Genomic DNA, 17,868 nt, shown 5'->3' with positions numbered 1-17,868 from the left:
TCAGCCGGCGCTGCGGCGCCGGCCGCGCACAACGCGGCCAATGTCTCGACGTAGTCGCGGTTCATCGGTGCTTCCTGTCTTGAACATCCAGCTCTGCAGCGTCAGCGTCCAGACCATCTGCATCCGCTCGGACGGCGTCAGCGACGCAAGGTAGCGATCGGGGCCTTCTTCCCCGAGACGAGTCTTCCTGGTGGGAAGGTCGCGCACGGAGGCACTCCATCACCCTGCCGGGAAACGAGCATGTGCCGGCGACCGAGAAATCCGGGCTCGACCAGAATCCTCCGCGAACTGCGCCCACAGGCGCCCTGACTGTTTTATCGTCCGCGAACAGCGTTCCGCTGAGGACAAACCAACGCGCGGTTCATTCGGTACGTGGTTGTTCCCGGGCGCGCGACCTCGGGTACATCAAGTGAGAACGGGCCTTTTGCACTTTGCTGTGTCTTCACGGTACCATCCGCGGCACGACCGCCTCGACTCCTGGAGCAAGGTTTAAGCCGGGTTGCTACGACCGCTGCGAGCTGCATCGGACGTCGCACCCGGCTCTATGTCCCGAGGATTCGCTGATCTGATAACGGTTTTCACCAACGATAGTTGTCGCGCTGAGAGATCTGCTCCGGCTGCCGGTAAACGAGAAGAAGTGATGGCGAATGACGGACTAAACGAAGGTTCTCTTGAAGTGAAGGGCTGGGGAGCGACGCCCCATGCCGGAATCTACGGAGCCCTATTCTTCGTATCTATGGGTCTCCTGACGTTGGAGATCTCATTGACTCGGCTCTTCTCGTACACCGTCTGGTATCACCTCGCATACTTGACGATCAGCGTGGCATTGCTCGGGTTTGGGGCGAGCGGTGCGATAGTAGCGGTTCGGCCGCAGCTTTTCGCGCGCAGAGGTCAGGATCGTCTGGTCACCCTGGTTGTCGCCGCCGCGGTCCTCACGATCGTTCAGCTTTTGATTGTTTCGCGCCACCCTCTCGAAGTCGGTGAAATCATGAGTTCACCGGCGAGCTTCGCGAGTGGGCTTTTGGGATACTATGTCGCTGTCGGCGCGCCTTTTATGCTCGCTGGATTTGCGGTCAGCGCTCCCTTTGCAGCCTATCCGCGAAGGATGGGTCTACTTTACTTCTTTGACTTGCTTGGCGCGGCGCTGGGATGCCTCTTCGTCGTCAAGCTGATCGAACCGTTCGGCGTTCCTGGCCTCATCCTGGCTGCCGCCGCCCTCCTCTTGTTCGGTGCTGCGGTGCTCAGCTTTGGAGGCGGCCGCCGAACTCTCGCATCGGGGCTAGCTGGTGTCGCGCTTCTGCTTATGCTGACAGCGCCGACGCTCGGAGATTCGATCCCGATCTTCATCACTAGCAGCAAACTGGACATTCGTGCCTCGCAATCCGGAACAAGCCCGGTAAACGTCACCAGCCAGATGCTGAGCAAGTACGCCGCTGATGTGGCCAGAGGTGCCGCTTATTCCAGCTGGACCGCGCTAAACAGAGTCGATGCGTCGGGTTGGGAGAACCCGTCGAGGTTTCAGTACTGGGGCAAAGTCGGAATCGCACGTGGATACGGGGGTCCTTATCCGGCAGTGGCCGAGCTGACCTACGATGGCAGCAACGGGTCGGCTATCTACTCCTATCACGGATCATTCGATGATTTCGCGATGCTCGAGCCGCATCTTTTGCATACTCCGTACCTGTTGAGCCAAAAGCCGAATGTCCTCGTGATCGGCGTGGGCGGCGGCATCGATATGATGAACGCCATCAAGAATGGCGCTACTCATGTGACGGGCGTGGAACTTCAACCCAAGACCGTCAATCTTCTGAAAGAACAACTGCGAGGCTTTACTGGAGGATTCTACGACAGACCTGATGTTACGCTGGTGGCCGGCGAAGGGCGGCATTTCATGCGCCAGACGGATCAGTCGTTCGATCTCGTGGAAATTACGGCGGTAGACACATTCTCAGCGCAAGCGACCGGCGCTTATGTGCTCGCGGAAAGCTATCTGTATACGGTGGAAGCCTTTCAAGACTTCTTGTCCCGGCTTCAACCTGATGGTGTCCTGTCGCTCGTCATTGGCGGCCATATCTATCCCGGCACGCTGCCGCCTTACGGGACCCGTCTCGCCCTGAACGGATATCGCGCTCTGGAGAACGCGGGCGTTGAGAATCCGGGATCACACCTGATGGTGGTTGGAGCAAACTCGCTCGACGGCATGACGCAGGGCCAGGATGTCCTGATCAAGCGCTCACCGTTTACACAAGACGAAATTGCGAGGGTAAAGGGTTTCGCAAAGACGAACGGATTCCCGGTTCTTTTCGCACCCGATGCGAGCCCTGAAGGCTATCAGTTGTCGACGGTCCTCGGATCGGACGAAGCTGCCAGAAAGAAGACAATCGATTCCGAGTGGTTCCGTGTGGATCCTGTCTACGATGACGATCCGTTCCTCTACAACGTAGGAAAGTGGTCCAATTTTTCGCGACAGCGCGATCTGGGCTTTGCGATGCCAGGGTCCTTCGTGGGCCAGGTGGTATTGATCCTGATGATCGGCCAGGCCCTGCTGCTTGCCTGCGTCCTGATTCCAGTGCCGCTCCTCTTCGGGGCGCGCGAGGGTTTGAAGATCCGCGGCGCGATGTCGTACCTCGTCTACTTCCTGTCCCTGGGCGTCGGCTTCATGTTCGTCGAGATCAGTTTCGTACAAACCTTCGTCCTGTTCCTTGGTTCCCCAACTTACGCGCTCTCGGTGACGATCTTTTCACTCTTGATGTTCTCGAGCTTTGGTAGCTTCCTCTCGTCCCGATTCATCGACAGACCAGCCGATATTCTTCCACGCTTGGCCGCCATCGTGGTTCTGTTGATCGCCACATACGCGCTTTATTTGGGATCCGTCTTCGGTGCATTCCTTCATCTCGAGCTCACGCCGCGCATTCTGATCGCGGTTCTTGCGCAAATGCCGATCGGCCTGGCACTGGGAATGTTCATGCCGCTGGGTGTGGCGTGCCTCTCTCGTCGACATGCACGGCTCGTGCCCTGGGCTTGGGGCGTCAATGGTGTCGGTTCGGTCGTCGGAACGACACTGGCTGCCACACTCGCGATGTCGTGGGGATTCACCCTGGTGAAGGCATGTGCGGCGCTTCTTTACGTACTCGGGACGATTCTGATGGTTCGCCAGGTTAATCGTGAGATGTCATCACCGTCGGAGCCAGCTTAGGCCTCCCCCTCGGACGGACGTCCATGGTGACTGTTCTGGAATCAAATGTGTTCGTCCGGGAAAGTTTACGAGAGATAGGCTGGACACCATCCCCGGCGGGGAGGGCAGGGCCGTGCCAGTGGATTGGCACCCGACGATTGAGTCGGCACCGGCAATGGAGCATCAGCTGGTCTCTGGCGACCCTGGAGGACCCATCATGCGAAGCCGAACCAAGCTCCCGATCTGGTTATCCGCGGCCTTCGTCATTGCGTCCGCGTCCGCCGGTTGGGCCAACTGCGGCGACCCGTCGCACGATGGCCAGGTCACGGCTGACGACGCGCTGATCGTGCTGCGTGCCAGCATCGGCATCGGGCATTGTATCCGCTCCGAATGTGACATCGACGGTTCAGGCAAGGTCACCGCCAGTGACGCGCTCGCGGTCCTGAAGCTGGCCGTCGGTGAGGACGTCACGATCAATTGTCCTTCCAGCACTACGACGGTGCCGAGCTCGACGTGATCTGCTCCGGCGCGCGTCCGGAGAGTTAAACCGTCCAGACCAAATCCGTCTCTGCGACCGTATCCAGACTCGATCCGTCGCGTCCGGACCGGGCCGCTGATCTATGTCCGGTTGTCTTGTGGAGGCAGTTACCGGGTTGGGCTTCGAGGGACGAAAGCATCGCCCTCTCTCGCCGGACGTCGGAACGCCCCATCGTCCGCCGCCATTCGATCTCCTATTTCCGATCGAAATAACGATTTCGCCGTAGCCCTTCGCTCGCTGATCGGCAGACCTTACGATCGCACTCGCCCGGCTCACCGGTGCGGGCTGCGGCCATGAAGGTCCGAGGTCTCCTCCCGTGAAAGCCCTGAGCGTTCTGCTGCGCTACATCAGCGTGCCGGAGCTGCGTTCGCGCCCGATCCGTTCGGTGCTGATGATCGGCACCATCACCACCGGCGTTGCGCTGCTGACCGCGATGCACGTCGCGACCGACAGCATCGTCAGCGGCTTTGCCTCCGACCTGCAGCGGCTCGGCGGCAGGGCGGACCTGCAGGTGACGTTCGGTACCGGCGAGACCGGGTTTCCCGAGGACTGGGTCACGAAGATCGCCGCGCAGCCCTACGTCGAGCAGGCTGCGGCGCTCATCCACAGCCAGGTCACGTTCGAAGACGGCAAGCCGGACACGGTCGAGTTGTTCGGAATCGATCTGCTGCAGCGCGACGTCCTCGACCTTTACGAAGTGCAGGTCCTCGAGCGCGAGAAGGAAGACTTCACGATCCTGAACGATCCCCGCGGCATTTTCGTGACCGATGTACTGGCGCGCGAGCGCGGGCTGCATCTGGGATCGAAGACGCGGCTTGCGGCCGTCGACGGTACGCACGAGTACACGGTGCGCGGGATCGTCGCGACCAAGGGACTCGCAGCATTTCTCGGCGGCAGGCTCGTTGCGATGTACCTTCCCGCGGCGCAGCCGGTTGCCGGCAGGCGGGGAGATCTCGACACTTCGCTGGTCGACCAGATCGACGTGCGGCTGAAAGACGCAACGAAGCTCGAGACGGCAAGATCGAGCCTCGATTCGATGCTGCCTGCGGGATTTCACGCGGACACGCCGCTGCAGCGGCGCATCGTCGGGCAGCATACGGTCGAAGGCCTGCGCGCGACGCTCGTCGGCATGAGCTCGCTCGCGCTGCTGGCGGCAGTGTTCATCATCTATGCTTCGACGACGACGATGGTCGCCGAGCGGTTGCCGGCGATGGCGACTCTCGTGTCGGTGGGCGCAGGACCGAAAGAGCTCGTGCGTGCGATCGTAGTCGAAGCGGTTGTGCTCGGGGCCATCGGATCGGCGTTGGGCATCGCTCTTGGCGTCGCGCTTTCGTCGGTGGTCGGCAAGGATGCTGCGGCGGGCATGGGGCTGAACTATTCGCTGCCGTTCGATTCCGGGCGCGCCGCTTTCGACCCGTTCGTCGTTTTTCTGTGGCATCCCCTTGGCGGAATCCTGACCGCCGCGTGTTCGGCGTACATGCCCGCGCGCAAGCTGCGTCGCGTGACACCGCTGGTGCTGCAGCAGGGGGACGACGCGGCGGGATTCGGTGCGAACGTCACGTTGTCGTTAGCGCTCAAGGTCGCGATTTTTCCGGGTGGGTTTGGTCTCGTCGCGCTCGCTTACGGAGTTTCCCACGGTTTGGCGGACTGGGTCTCTGCCGGCGGAATCTCGATCATCATTGCATCGGTGCTGCTGACGCTGCCGATCCTGCGCGGCGGCTGGGTGGCCGCGGGACCCGTGCTTGCTCGCTATTCGGGCATCTCCGGCAGAATCGCGGGAGAGAATCTGATCCGGGCCCTGGATCGCAGCCTCGTCACCGCCTCCGCGATTACCTTGAGCGTGGCGATCGCTGTCGGCGCGGGCAGTCTCGCGCAGAGTTTCCGCAACTCGGTACGCAACTGGTACGGATTCTCGGGAGACGCGCTGCTATCCTCACGCGCCGTCACCGGAGGTTGGATCGCGGCTCCCGTGGAGCGCGATATCGAGCAACAGCTGCAGCGGACGTCCGGCATTGCCGACGTACAGACCCTCCGCGTCGTCCAGGGCCAGCCGTATCACGGGGAACGGATTGCGGTCGCTGCCTTGAGCGACGGACTCTTGAGCGAAGCGATCGAAGACAGCCGATTGCTCGGCGGCGTGAGCCGGGCCGAGGTCGTCGAGCGCGTAGCTCACGGAAAGGGCGTGGTCGTATCCGAGAATTTCGCGACGCACTTCGGACGGCCCCGCAGCGGCGACACGCTTTCCCTCGACACCGTCTCCGGCGAGGTGAGGCTCCCGGTGCTGGCAGTCGTTCCCGACTACGTCTCGGACAAGGGCTCGATCATGGTAGGGCGCGACGTGCTCGCGGAGCGCTGGAGGGATGATCTGGTCAACTACTATGACCTGCGGCTGGCCAGCGGAGTGGCGGTCGATGATCTGGCAGCGACCGTGCGCGGGTTTCCCGGGGGCGAGGGCCTGGTCGTTACCCCGACCAGCGCGATGGTGGCGCGCGTGGACGGTTTGATCGGTGAAGCTTTCGCCGACATCGACACGATCAAGCTGCTCGTCCTGTTCCTGACCGCCGTGGGCATTGCGGATCTGGTCTTCTCCAATGTCCTGTCTCGGCGGCGCGAACTGGCGGTTCTTCGCATGGTCGGCCTCACCGAATCCCAGCTCGTCCGGACCGCACGTCTCGAAGGCCTCTGCGTGACGCTTGGTGCGGCGATTTGCGGCGCGGCGGTGGGAACGGTCTGTGCGTGGATCTGGGTTCACTACAATTATCCGGTGCTCGTCGGATACGTGCTGCGGCTGTCTGTCGCATGGAACAGCATCTGGACGTCATTTCTCCTGGCCGCCGTGACAGCCTCCGTCGCAGCGACAGTCGCGGCCCGTTACGCACTGGCCCAGCCCGCGCTCTCGGTGGTCCGGTACGAATAGCGAGCGGTCGGCACATAGCCCGACGCGTGCATCCGCCGGCGGCGTGGGCAAGACTTCGCCCGCTTTCCAATGGGCGTTCTTTCGATTCTTGGAACCGGTTCTGCGCTCCCGTCGCGCGTTGTCGCCAACGCGGAACTGGAGGAGATGACGGGGTTCTCCGGCGCGAGAATTCTCGAAATGTTCGAGATCGAGCAGCGGCACTGGGCGAGGGGACGGGAATCGCCGGAGCCGGAGCCGGGCCAGCGCTGCAGCGACCTCGCTCTTTCCGCGGGAATGGCGGCCATGCGAACCGCCGGAGTCCATGCGCGAGATCTCGGTGCACTGATCACGGTCACGACGACGCCCGATTCGCTCAATCCTCCTCCTGACGCGATCGTAGCCCAGGGACTCGGCGTCCCGGGTCTCCTGTCCTTTTCGCTTCACGCGCCTTGCACCGGGGCGTTTCGCGCGGTGCAGCTCGCGACCGGGCTGCTGCCGCTGCTCGATGGTCGGCCAGTGCTGATTGCGGCTGCGGAGACGTTCTCGCCGTTTTTCCGATTCGGGCCGGCGATCCCGACGGAACACGTACTGAACTCCATCCTTTACGCAGACGGAGCCGGCGCAGTCGTGGTCGCTCCGGCGACTTCCGATCGTCCGAACATCGAGTGCGTGGATCTGCACCTCAATTCGGACGATGCGCCCCCGGGAATTACTTTTCCCGGGATGCTGTCTGCGAGGCCGCCGACCGAGGAGCGCTTCTCGAGCGCGGACTATCTCGGACACCACGATTTTCGCCGGGTGCTGCGGCGTGGCAGCAAACTTGCGGCCGGCGCAGCATCGCGAGTGATGGAGCGCCTGGGCCTGCGGGCCGAGGACGTCCGCCATTTCGTGACGCATCAGGCCACCGGAAATCTTCGTCGCATTGCGTCCGCGTACGGCCTCCCTCCGGAAAAGATCGCCGTCAACATCCATCGAGTCGGCAACACGGTGTCCGCGTCGGTCCTCATCCTGCTCGATGAGCTCGTCAAGGACGGTGCGGTGGCGCGCGGCGACGTGCTGATTCTGCACGCCGCGGAAAGCTCGACGTGGAGCAGTGCCGGCATGGCGATTCGCTGGTAGTCAGGCCGCCGATTCGCTGCCTAGAAAAATGTCCTCGGAGATCCGCCCGTCGCTCAAGCGGACAATGCGATCGCAGAAAGAGCCCCACACCGGATCGTGGGTGACGACGAGCATCGTCACGCCGGTAGTCTCGTTGAGGTCGCGCAGAAGCTCGATGATCTGACGACCGACGACGGAGTCCAGGTTCCCGGTCGGTTCGTCGGCCAGTACGACAGACGGAGAGATGGCAAGGGCGCGGGCGATTGCGACCCGCTGCATCTCGCCGCCGGAGAGGGAACTCGCCTTATGGTCGGCACGGTGGTCCATTCCGACCAGAGCCAGGTTTCGATCGACCGCTGCCCGGATTTCGGCCTCCGGCCGCTCGTCGAGGCGCAGGGGAAGGGCGACGTTCTCTTCCGCGGTCAGATAAGGAAGCAGATTGAAGAACTGGAAGATGATGCCGACTCTGCTGCGTCGCATCTTCGAGAGGGCGTCGGGATCGAGATGACCAACGTCCTGGCCGTCGATCAGCACCTCGCCCGAGTCTGGCGCGATCAGTCCCGCGGCGAGGTGGAGCAGGGTGCTCTTGCCGGACCCGCTCGGCCCCATGATCGCGCACATCTGACCGCGCGGCACCTCCAGGTCGAGCGAACGCAGCGCTTCTACGCGCGCTTCGGCGTTGCCGAAGTGTTTGTGGATTTTGTGGAACTTGACCAAGCCGGATCAGCGCAGGTCAAGACTGGCGGATCAGGCGACGCTCGATGCTCTCGAGCCACGCAAGGTCCGCGCGGACGCGCATCTCCGCGCCGTCCAGGATCATTTCGGTTGCGCGCATGCTGACGCCGGCCTTCTCGAGCTTGCGGCGGCGACGTGTAACCCGCGCGAGCCGGGTAAGATAGACGCTGCGCTGCTGCTTGATGATCTTGTAGACGCGGTCGACATCGTCGGCGCCGAGGAACAGCAGTTTGAGGATCATCTCGTCGCGAAGCGGCTGGGCGTTCGCGTCGACGGGAGACAGCAGCCAATCGTCCAGATTCTGCTTTCCCTTCTCCGTTATGCGGTAGACCTTCTTGTTCGGCCGTCCCTTCTGGATCTCGTCCGCGACCGACAATGCCCCGGACCCTTCGAGCTCGTCGAGAATGCGATACAGGCGTCCGTAGTTCAGCGCCCAGAACTCATCGGCGATCGCTTCGCACTCGCCTTTGAGCTGGTAGCCGTGAACACCTTCACTTTTGCTCGCGATGAGCCCGAGGACCGCGTATCGCAGGTTTCCGCTCGCCATCAGAAGACCCCTGGGGAAGAATGGGCCGCATCCGACCATATGCGGCGCGTGCGGGTCAACCTCGCGGAGGTCATGCGCGCGCGAATCCCTTCCGGTCCGGAACAGATAGTTTGGGCCGATCCGCGGCTGGGAAATGCCGCCGCCCGACGCCGCACGCAAAAGTGCGCATCGGCCGGTCGCGACCTAGAGGAGTACAGGCGTTCTGTGCGGGACAGACTCGCGATCAGGCCCCAAGGGGGGACGAAGAGCCTGACCGTGTCTCGGTGGCCGGGACCGGCCGATGCGCGTGGATAACGTTGTATGGGCGACCGTGGTGCGTCAACGGTATTGGGCGACCCGGCAGATATTTCGCCCACGCAAAAGTTCACGAAACGGTCATCCAACCTGACGGATTTTCCCCCGCCTACGGCGGCGTTTTCGCGTCAGCGCCTTTCATTCCGCGCTCTTACGCGCTCCCGATGTGAAAATGTCCACGAGCGCCCCATGTGGGGAGCAATCGTTGCGCCGCGATTGCGCAGCTGCGCATCGGTCTGCCCGCTTTAAGGGGATGGGTGATTTGTCGGTGTCGCCGCCGGGTGCCGACTCCCGGCGGGAGGGTGCGGCAAGGGTCCCGCGTCGGAACGCGAACTGACCCCTGTCGCCCCTCCTCCGAGGTTCGTCGTGGCGGGTGGCCGGAGCCCGCGCACGCTCGCTCCTGATCGCGCTCGCCCTGGGCTGCCGGCCAGCCCCCGTGCTTCCGGCTCCCTGACGCTCCTCCGCGCGACCTTTACTCCCGGCGAGCCGAGGACATCGGCGACCGCGCATTGCGCGTGGTGCCTCTGTCCCTGCTCGAAATCCGGCCCACGACGAACCCCTTCGCCGAGGTCCCCCGCAACGCCGGCTGCTTGCACCCTGATCGTCCCGTTAAGGCAGTCCCGGGCGCCGCCGCCGGCGGTCCGAAATCACAGAAGCAACGGGCGTGCCGCAGTTGCGCGTCCGAGGCCGCCGTCAATAAGTGCGTGGCGCGGTTAACATTTGTTAGGTGCAGGCGGCGAGAGCTGCGGCCGGTACCGGGTGCGTCTCCCGGTCTTTTCCCCACATCCGGTCCTTTGACGAGGGCAATTGCCGCGGCTCGGCCGCCTCCGGGGCACAAGCATGCTCGAAGGGCGTTGCCTACATTCTGTTGGTACGGCAACATTCTGGAATGCTGCACTCGATCCTGTCCCCCTCTGCTGCGTCGCGCGGCCGCGCGCGCTTTGTTCTCTCGACGATGCTTGCAGCGGCGATGCTCGTTCCTTCGCTGCGCGTTCTTGCCGACGACGACAGTCTCGACGGTGAGAAACATCGCGTGCCCGCGCACATCGGCACGCCCGCGGCCAGCGGCGGAGTTGCCGAGCCGGTGATCCCCGCCGGCGCCAAGGGCGGCGAAGTCAAGCCCGGCGACAAGATCGACAAGACCAACGCCGAGCGCGTCAAGGATCTCGTCTCCCCCGGTGTGCGCTGGTGCGTCGAGAACGGCATGGAGATCAACGTCGTTCCCTACGAGAAGATCCCCGTTCCGGCCGACTACCAGGCGGCGACCGAAAAATATTCGCCGCAGGTCAAGCTCGGCAAGGACAACACGGTGGAGAACTGGGTTGCCGGAAAACCGTTCCCGGTAATCGACAACAACGATCCGCAGGCTGCGCAGAAGATCATGTACAACTTCGAGCGCACCCACTACTTCACCGAGACGCTCGACCTGAACCTCACCGACGCCGACACCGGCGCGCTGTATATCGACGCCAACGGCAATCGCCACTACAACGTCGAGCGTCACTTCGTCCCCGAATGGCTTCGCATCTTCCGCTACGAAGGCCGCATCAAGCATCCACCGATGAAGGTGGAGCCGAACAACGACCGCACCTTCCACAAGGCCGGTCTCTATCCGCTGATCGAGCCGTTCGACCTGAAGGGCGTCGGCGGCGTCTCGTTCCGCTACCAGGACCAGGCGCGCCAGGACGACACCTGGCTTTACCTGCCTTTCGTACGCCGCGTGCGCCGCATGTCGAGCACGCAGCGCTCGGACGCGCTTTTCGGCCAGGACATCGACGTCGACAGCTTCGGCGGCTACGCCGGCCAGATCCCGTGGTTCGAGTGGAAGCTTCTCGGCGAAAAACCCCTGCTGATGTCGATGCACGGCCAGAGGCTGCCTCCGCAGACCTGCAAGTCGGACGGCGGCATGACGTTCTGCGAGCCGTGGGAAGTGCGCCCGTCGGTGTACATCGTGCAGGGAAAATCGAAGTTCCCCGGCTACGCGTACTCGAGCCGCGTCATCTACGTCGACAAGGAGAGCAACATCATCGGCTACTCCGACCTGCAGGACCCGGCCGGGCAGCTGTGGAAGACCGTGATGATCAGCTTCCGCGTCGACAAGAAGCCCAACCCGAAGGTCAACTTCACCTACGACGAGCCGCGCATGTTCGCGTATGCGTACTCGGTGATCGACACGCAGCTCATGCACGGCACGCGCGTGGCGATCCCCGGCATGGCGTTCCAGAACGAGGCCGGGTGGTACCTCGATCTCGGCTACGATGCGCCGACGTCGGTGTCGGACGACTGGTTCACGATCGCGTCACTGATCAAAGCGGGACGCTGATCACCGAACGCGCCAGCTGAATTACAGCTTCCAGCCGCCGCCGAGGGCGCGGTAAAGGCTGATCATCGTGACGAGCTCGTCGCGCTGGGTGCGCACGAGGTCGACCTGCGACGGGAAGAACTGCTGCTGTGCCTCGAGCACCTCGTAATAGCTCGCGATGCCGTCGCGGTAGCGCTGCAGCGACAACCGCACCGACGTTCGAAGCTGCTCGACCTGGTCGGCCCGCCGCTCGCGCACGCTTCGCAGCGTGTCGTGGGAGACGAGCAGGCTCGAGACCTCCCCGAAGGCCTGCACGGTGGACTGCGAGTAGTGCTCCACTGCCTCGTCGAGCTGTGCGTTCTGCGCGCGGTAGCTGGCCAGCAGCCGTCCGCCCTCGAACAGGGGCCCGGAAAGCGTTCCGCCCACCGCCCAGATGTAATTCGCATGCTTGACGATGTCCTCCAGCTCCGAGCTCTGCCCGCCGTACAGACTGGTAAGGCCGAAGCGTGGGAAGAACGAAGCCAGCGCCGCGCCGGCTTCGGCATTTGCCGCCATCACGTCATGCTCGGCCTGCAGCACGTCGGGCCGCCTCTGCAGCAGCTCGGACGGCAAGCCGACGGGAATTCGCGCCGCGATTGCCGGCTGCGCGAGGCTCGAGCCGCGCTCGATCGGCCCGGGAATACGGCCGAGCAGTACGCAGATCTGGTTTTCCTTGGCGGTGATCTGGCTCTGGATGTCGGGAATCTGGGATTCGGCTCCGCTCAGCGCCGCGTCTGCACGCGAGACTTCGAGCAAGGTGCCGATGCCGCCTTCGAAGCGGTGGTTGAACAGGTCGCGGGTCTCGCGGAACGAGTCCGCCGACTCGCGCGCGATGGCCATCTCCTGGTCGAGATCGATCAGCTCGAAGTAGCTCGTTGCCACGTCGCTCGAAACGGTGAGCAGTACGCCGCGCCGGACGTCCTCGGCAGCGTAGAACTCCGCGGTCGCTGCTTCGGTCAGGCGGCGAATGCGCCCCCACAGGTCGATCTCCCACGCGAGGCTGAAGGCACCGAGAAACGAATTGAAGGTTTGCTTGGTGGTGGTGATCTGGCTGCGCTCGCGCGTCGCCTGGGCGCTGTAGTCGATATGCGGCAGCAAGTCGGCGCGCGCGACGCCGACGAGCTGGCGCTCCTGCTCGACTCGTGCGGTCGCGGCCTTGAGGTCGTGGTTGGCCGCCACCGCTTCGGTGAGCAGGGCTTGCAGGTCGGAATCGGCGAACACTTCCCACCATCCGAGATCGGCCAGCGTCGCTGCGTCGGGCTCGCCGCTCTGGCCGCGGATCGATTCGGGAACCTGCACGTCGGGCCGGTGGTAATTGTGGCCCAGTGCGCATCCCGCACAGGTGGCAAGCGCAGCAACCGCCACGGCGACCGCGAGCGTCGCGACCGGCTTGCCGCGATATCGGCCAGAGCTGGAAGCGGTCTCAGTCATGTCTGGCCTGTTCGCCGCCTCTTGCTGCGTCCGTATGCGCCGGCGGCTGGGACGGGGCCGCGTCCGCCGCCGGCGCCTCGCCTTGCGGACCCGCGGCCGGGCGCGTGCGCTTGGCCAGCAGCACGTAGAACACCGGCGTAAGGAAAAGACCGAGGATCGTGACACCGAGCATGCCGCTGAAGACGGCTGTTCCGAGCGCGCGCCTCATCTCTGCGCCCGCCCCGGTCGCGCGCGCCAGCGGCAGCACGCCGAGGATGAATGCGAACGAGGTCATCAGGATCGGGCGCAGCCGCAGCCGCGCCGACTCGGTGGCGGCAGCGAATCGGTCGAGACCTTCCTCTTGGCGCTGCCTGGCGAACTCGACGATCAGTACCGCGTTCTTGGCGGCCAGGCCGATCAGCACGATGAAGCCGATCTGCGTGATCAGGTTGTTGTCCATGCCCTCGATCCAGGTGCCGAGCAGCGCGAACGGAATGCACATCGGCGCGATCAGGATGATCGCCAGCGGCAGGCTCCAGCTCTCGTACTCGGCCGAGTGGACGAGGAAGACGAACAGCACGCAGAGCGGGAAGAGCAGGATCGCGGTGTTGCCGGCCAGGTGGGCCTGGTAGGCGAGGTCGGTCCATTCGAGCTGCATGCCGAGCGGCAGCGTGCTTGCGGCCAGGCTCTCCATCGTGTTCATCGCCGCGCCCTGGCTGCCTCCGGGCGCGGAGTCGCCGGTGACCTCGGCGGCAGGAAACATGTTGTAGCGCACGATGCGGTCGGGGCCGTTTCGCCATTGCAGATCGACGACGGAGCCGAGCGGCACCATCTCACCCTGGGTGTTGCGGGTTTTCAGGCGCGTCACCTGGTCGGGCTCGGCGCGAAAATCTCCTTCTGCCTGGGCCCTGACCTGGAAGGTGCGGCCGAATCGATTGAAGTCGTTCGCGTAGATGGAGCCGAGATAGATCTGAAGGGTGTCGAACAGCGTCCCCAGAGGCACGCCCAGCTTCTCGGCCTTGACGCGGTCGATGTCGGCGTACAGCAGCGGCGTCGATGCCCGGTACGTCGTGAAGACGCCGGACAGATCCGGGTTCGCGCGCGCCGCGCTCACCAGCGAATCGGTCGCGTCCTGCAGGGCCTTGGGTCCGCGGCCGGCGTGATCCTCGACGAGCAGCTTGAAGCCGCCCGAGGTTCCGAGTCCCTGCACCGGCGGAGGCGCGATCACGAAGATGTTCGCAGCGGCGATCGCGCCGAGTTTCTTCTGCAGCGAGGTCCTCAAGTCGTTGGCGGTTGGTCCGTTGACCCTTTCTTCGAACGGCTTGGGGCCGACGAAGATCGCGCCGGCATTGGCAGCGGTCGCGCGCGTCGCGCCGGAAAACCCCGCGAACGCCACCGCGAACTGGACTCCCGGCGTGTCCAGGATGAGGTCGATCGCCTGGCGAACCACCGCATCGGTGCGCTCGAGCGACGCCCCGTCGGGAAGCTGGATCGCGACGATCAGGTAGCCCTTGTCCTGCGCAGGAATGAATCCGGTCGGAACCGTGCGGAAGCCGAAGACGGTAAGAGCCAGAAGTGCGCCGTACAGAAGCAGCGCGAGCGGGCTTCGGCGCGTAACCTTGCCGACCGCTGTGGCATAGGCCGCGTTCACGCGCTCGAAGATACGATTGAACGCGCGAAAGAACCTGCCGGTGATCCGGTCCCAGGCCCGCGAAAAGGGGTCTTTGGCAGCCCCGTGAGGCCGCAGCAGCAGCGCGCACATCGCAGGGCTCAGCGTCAGCGAATTGAATGCCGACAACATCGTCGCCACGGCGATCGTCAGCGCGAACTGGCGGTAGAACTGGCCCGAGATGCCGCCGAGGAACGCGGTGGGAACGAACACTGCGGACAGGCCGAACGCGATGGCGATGACCGCGCCGGTGACTTCGTCCATCGCGCGGCGTGCCGCTTCGGCCGGATCGAGGCCGGTGGCCATGTGCCGCTCCACGTTCTCGACGACGACGATGGCATCGTCGACGACGATGCCGATGGCCAGCACGAGGCCGAACAGCGAGAGCATGTTGAGCGAGAACCCGAACACCGCCATCGCGGCGAAGGTACCGACCAGCGACACGGGGATGGCCAGCAGCGGGATCAGCGCCGTACGCCAGTTCTGCAGGAAGAGCAGCACGACCAGCACGACCAGCCCGATCGCCTCGAACAGGGTGTGGATCACTTCCTGGATCGACTGGCGCACGAAGATCGTCGGGTTGTAGACGATGCGGTATTCGAGCCCCTCGGGAAAGTTCTTCGAAAGATCCGCCATCGTCTTCTCGACGGCGTCCGAGGTTGCCAGGGCGTTGGACCCGGGCCTCTGGGCGACGGCCATCGCGACGGCGGTCTCGTGGTTGAGGTAGCTGTTGGTGGTGTAGTCGCGCGCGCCGAGCTCGATGCGGGCGACGTCGCGCACCCGCGTGATGCGGCCGTCGGCGCCGGTCTTGACGACGATCTGGCCGAATTCCTCCGGGTCGCGCAGTCGCCCGAGCGTCGTCACGGGAAGCTCGAAGGCGTGGCCGGGCGGTCCCGGCGCCTGGCCGATGACGCCGGAGGCGACCTGGATGTTCTGGGATCTCAGGGCATCGACGATGTCGCTGGCGGCAAGGTTGCGGCTGTTCAGCTTCTCGGGGTCGAGCCAGACCCGCATGCTGTACTCGCGCAGCCCGAACATGTTGACGTCACCGACGCCGTCGATGCGCCGCAGCACGTCGCGGACCTGGATCAGCGCGTAGTTGCCGATGTAGAGCTGGTCGAAGCGCTTGGACGGCGACACCAGGTGCACGACCATCAGCAGGTCGGGTGAGCTCTTCAGCGTCGTGATGCCGATGCGGCGTACGTCGTCGGGAAGCCGCGGCTCGGCAATTGCGACGCGGTTCTGGACGAGGACCTGGGCCGTATCGAGGTTGGTGCCGAGCCGGAACGTGATCGTCAGCGTCATCTGGCCCGACGTCGTGCACTGCGAGGACATGTAGAGCATGTCCTCGACGCCGTTGACCTCCTGCTCGATCGGAGTGGCGACGGTGTCGGCGACGACCTCCGGCGGTGCGCCCGGATAGGAAGCCTGCACGACGATCGTCGGTGGCACGACCTCCGGATACTGGGCGACCGGAAGATTCTCGTACCCGACGGTGCCGAGCACGATCGTCACGACCGCGAGCACCGTCGCGAAGATCGGCCGGTCGATGAAGAAGCGCGAGATGTTCATCGCTGCGGCGGCGAGGAAGCGGGCGCTGGCGAAGCGGGCTTGTCGGCCGGCGGCTTCGCCGGCGGCGGTGCAACCGAGGAGGCGCCAGCAGCGGCATCGGCCGGCGGAGATGCGGGAGTGGCGGCACCGCGCGCTTCCGGCGGCAATAGCTTCGAGTTGTCGACGCGATGCGGATCGACGAGCGCGTCGGGGCGCACCCTCTGGGTGCCCGCGACGATGACCCAGTCCTGGCGCGTCAGCCCGTCGCGCACGACGCGCGCCCCGTCGAGCAACGGGCCGGTCTTGATGTAGCGGATTGCCGCCTTGTTCTCGTCGTCCACGACCCAGACGAATTTCTGCGACTGGTCGTTGCCCACCGCTTCGTCGGGAATGACGACGGCGCCGTACGGTCCGCTGCCCGGAAGACGAAGGCGCGCGAACAGGCCGGGCGAAAGCAGAAGGTCGGCGTTCGCGATGATCGCGCGTCCGACCATCGTGCCGGTGCCGCGATCGAACTGGTTGTCGACGAAGTCCATCGTCCCCTCGCGGGGGAATCCCTCTTCGTCCGCCACGCCGATCCATACGGGATGGTGGAATTCGCGTGATGTAGGACGCTCGCCGCTCTCGGCCAGGTGCATGTATTTCAGGTAGGAGCGCTCGTCGGCCTCGAAGTATACGTACAGGGGGTCGAGCATCACGATCGTCGTGAGCAGGGTTCCTTGGCTGCCGACGCCGCCGTTGACGAGGTTTCCCTCGGTGACCAGCTTGCGGCCGATGCGCCCGCTGATCGGCGCCGTCAGTTGCGTGAATTCGACGTCGAGCCTGGCGCCGTCGACCGCGGCATCGGCCTGCATCACCGCGGCATCGGCCTGCTCCACGTTCGACTGGCGGATGTCGGCCTCTTCCTGGGAGATCGCATGCGTGCGGATCAGCTCCGCGCTGCGCGCGAAATTTTTCTGCGCCAGGGACAGGCGGGCCTTGGCCGCGGCCACGTCGGATTCCGCGTGGCGAAGCGTCGCGTCGTAGGGACGCGGATCGATGACGAACAGCAGGTCGCCCTTGCGTACCATCGCGCCGTCCTGGAAGCGGATCGACTGCAGGTAGCCGCTGACGCGGGGGCGGATCTCGACCGAGTCGATTGCCTCCAGGCGCGCGGTGTACTCGTCCCAGTCGAGCACTTCGCGCGGTACGGGCTGCAGCACGTCGACGCTTGGGGGCGGAGGACCCCCGCCCGGCGCGTGATGACACGCCGCCGCGGAAGCAATGACCAGTGCGACCGCGGCAACAAGGAGCAGCTGCCGGCGCAGGAGCTTTGTGCGGCTTTTCAACCGCGGCTCCCGCCCGCAACCCGATCGGAAGCGCCGCCAAGATGTGCTCGCATCCACTCGACTCCGTGGCGCGCATGAGCGCGCGTGTTCCGGTCCCGATCGTTTGCGGCGGTGGAGGCCGACCGTCGTGAGACCTGTATCACGCTTCGGCAGACATGTTCATCCGCCACGCGAGGCAACTGAGGGGAGACAATGGAGGGGAAAAAGACTGCGCGGCGGCAGCCCCAGCCGGGTGACCCGGACTCGACGTCTCGCAGTCTGCGCCGGCGCTGCGGGCCGGCGCCCG

At 64.5% G+C, this 17,868-nt stretch carries 11 protein-coding genes; 5 read left to right on the top strand and 6 right to left on the bottom strand.

Annotation, left to right across the window (positions count from 1 at the left end):
• A complete protein-coding gene (locus VGK20_05420) occupies positions 1–207 on the bottom strand; it encodes a hypothetical protein (GenBank protein ID HEY2773473.1) in 207 nt (68 codons plus the stop codon).
• Between the two features lie 433 nt (positions 208–640).
• On the opposite strand from VGK20_05420, the gene VGK20_05415 reads away from it, so the two are divergent.
• The 4 genes from VGK20_05415 (at position 641) to VGK20_05400 (ending at position 7,728) form a co-directional block, all read left to right on the top strand.
• Positions 641–3,196 (top strand): hypothetical protein, encoded by a 2,556-nt coding sequence (locus VGK20_05415; GenBank protein HEY2773472.1) that lies wholly within the window; start codon positions 641–643, stop codon positions 3,194–3,196.
• Between the two features lie 196 nt (positions 3,197–3,392).
• Positions 3,393–3,692 carry a dockerin type I domain-containing protein gene (locus tag VGK20_05410; GenBank protein ID HEY2773471.1) on the top strand — a complete coding sequence of 100 codons (300 nt, stop codon included), beginning with the start codon at positions 3,393–3,395 and terminating at the stop codon, positions 3,690–3,692.
• A gap of 337 nt (positions 3,693–4,029) precedes the next feature.
• Positions 4,030–6,630: an FtsX-like permease family protein gene (locus tag VGK20_05405; GenBank protein ID HEY2773470.1), complete on the top strand. Its 2,601-nt coding sequence runs from the start codon at positions 4,030–4,032 to the stop codon at positions 6,628–6,630.
• Positions 6,631–6,774: 144 nt separating this feature from the next.
• Entirely contained in the window at positions 6,775–7,728 is a 954-nt protein-coding gene (locus VGK20_05400; GenBank protein ID HEY2773469.1) for a 3-oxoacyl-[acyl-carrier-protein] synthase III C-terminal domain-containing protein, read from the top strand.
• Here the strand turns inward: VGK20_05400 and VGK20_05395 are convergent, their stop codons facing one another.
• Positions 7,729–8,424 (bottom strand): ABC transporter ATP-binding protein, encoded by a 696-nt coding sequence (locus tag VGK20_05395; GenBank protein HEY2773468.1) that lies wholly within the window; start codon positions 8,422–8,424, stop codon positions 7,729–7,731.
• Between the two features lie 16 nt (positions 8,425–8,440).
• Complete coding sequence (locus VGK20_05390) at positions 8,441–8,989, bottom strand: PadR family transcriptional regulator (protein HEY2773467.1); 549 nt, start codon at positions 8,987–8,989, stop codon at positions 8,441–8,443.
• A gap of 1,183 nt (positions 8,990–10,172) precedes the next feature.
• On the opposite strand from VGK20_05390, the gene VGK20_05385 reads away from it, so the two are divergent.
• The gene (locus tag VGK20_05385; GenBank protein HEY2773466.1) at positions 10,173–11,606 is read left to right on the top strand and encodes a DUF1329 domain-containing protein; all 1,434 of its coding nucleotides are present in this window, start codon (positions 10,173–10,175) and stop codon (positions 11,604–11,606) included.
• A 21-nt stretch (positions 11,607–11,627) separates the two neighbouring features.
• Here the strand turns inward: VGK20_05385 and VGK20_05380 are convergent, their stop codons facing one another.
• Genes VGK20_05380 through VGK20_05370 form a run of 3 tightly spaced genes read right to left on the bottom strand, consistent with a single transcriptional unit; the run spans position 11,628 to position 17,582 of the window.
• Positions 11,628–13,055, bottom strand: coding sequence for an efflux transporter outer membrane subunit (locus tag VGK20_05380; GenBank protein ID HEY2773465.1), 1,428 nt, complete (start codon positions 13,053–13,055; stop codon positions 11,628–11,630).
• Entirely contained in the window at positions 13,048–16,275 is a 3,228-nt protein-coding gene (locus VGK20_05375) for a multidrug efflux RND transporter permease subunit (protein HEY2773464.1), read from the bottom strand. Before VGK20_05375 ends, VGK20_05380 begins: the two co-directional genes overlap by 8 nt.
• Positions 16,272–17,582: an efflux RND transporter periplasmic adaptor subunit gene (locus tag VGK20_05370; protein HEY2773463.1), complete on the bottom strand. Its 1,311-nt coding sequence runs from the start codon at positions 17,580–17,582 to the stop codon at positions 16,272–16,274. Before VGK20_05370 ends, VGK20_05375 begins: the two co-directional genes overlap by 4 nt.
• Positions 17,583–17,868 lie beyond the last annotated feature (286 nt).

Source organism: Candidatus Binatia bacterium (assembly GCA_036493895.1).
Taxonomy (GTDB): Bacteria; Desulfobacterota; Binatia; order UBA1149; family CAITLU01; genus DATNBU01.
The sequence above is the reverse complement of the archived record's forward strand: the minus strand, read 5'-3'. Positions and strand labels throughout refer to the sequence as shown.

Bases quoted from the DNA above. Each gene is read 5' to 3' on its own strand.
- VGK20_05415 (HEY2773472.1), top strand. From the start codon at position 641: ATGGCGAATGACGGACTAAACGAAGGTTCTCTTGAAGTGAAGGGCTGG.
- VGK20_05410 (HEY2773471.1), top strand. From the start codon at position 3,393: ATGCGAAGCCGAACCAAGCTCCCGATCTGGTTATCCGCGGCCTTCGTC.
- VGK20_05400 (HEY2773469.1), top strand. From the start codon at position 6,775: ATGACGGGGTTCTCCGGCGCGAGAATTCTCGAAATGTTCGAGATCGAG.
- VGK20_05390 (HEY2773467.1), bottom strand. From the start codon at position 8,989: ATGGCGAGCGGAAACCTGCGATACGCGGTCCTCGGGCTCATCGCGAGC.
- VGK20_05385 (HEY2773466.1), top strand. From the start codon at position 10,173: ATGCTGCACTCGATCCTGTCCCCCTCTGCTGCGTCGCGCGGCCGCGCG.
- VGK20_05380 (HEY2773465.1), bottom strand. From the start codon at position 13,055: ATGACTGAGACCGCTTCCAGCTCTGGCCGATATCGCGGCAAGCCGGTC.
- VGK20_05375 (HEY2773464.1), bottom strand. From the start codon at position 16,275: ATGAACATCTCGCGCTTCTTCATCGACCGGCCGATCTTCGCGACGGTG.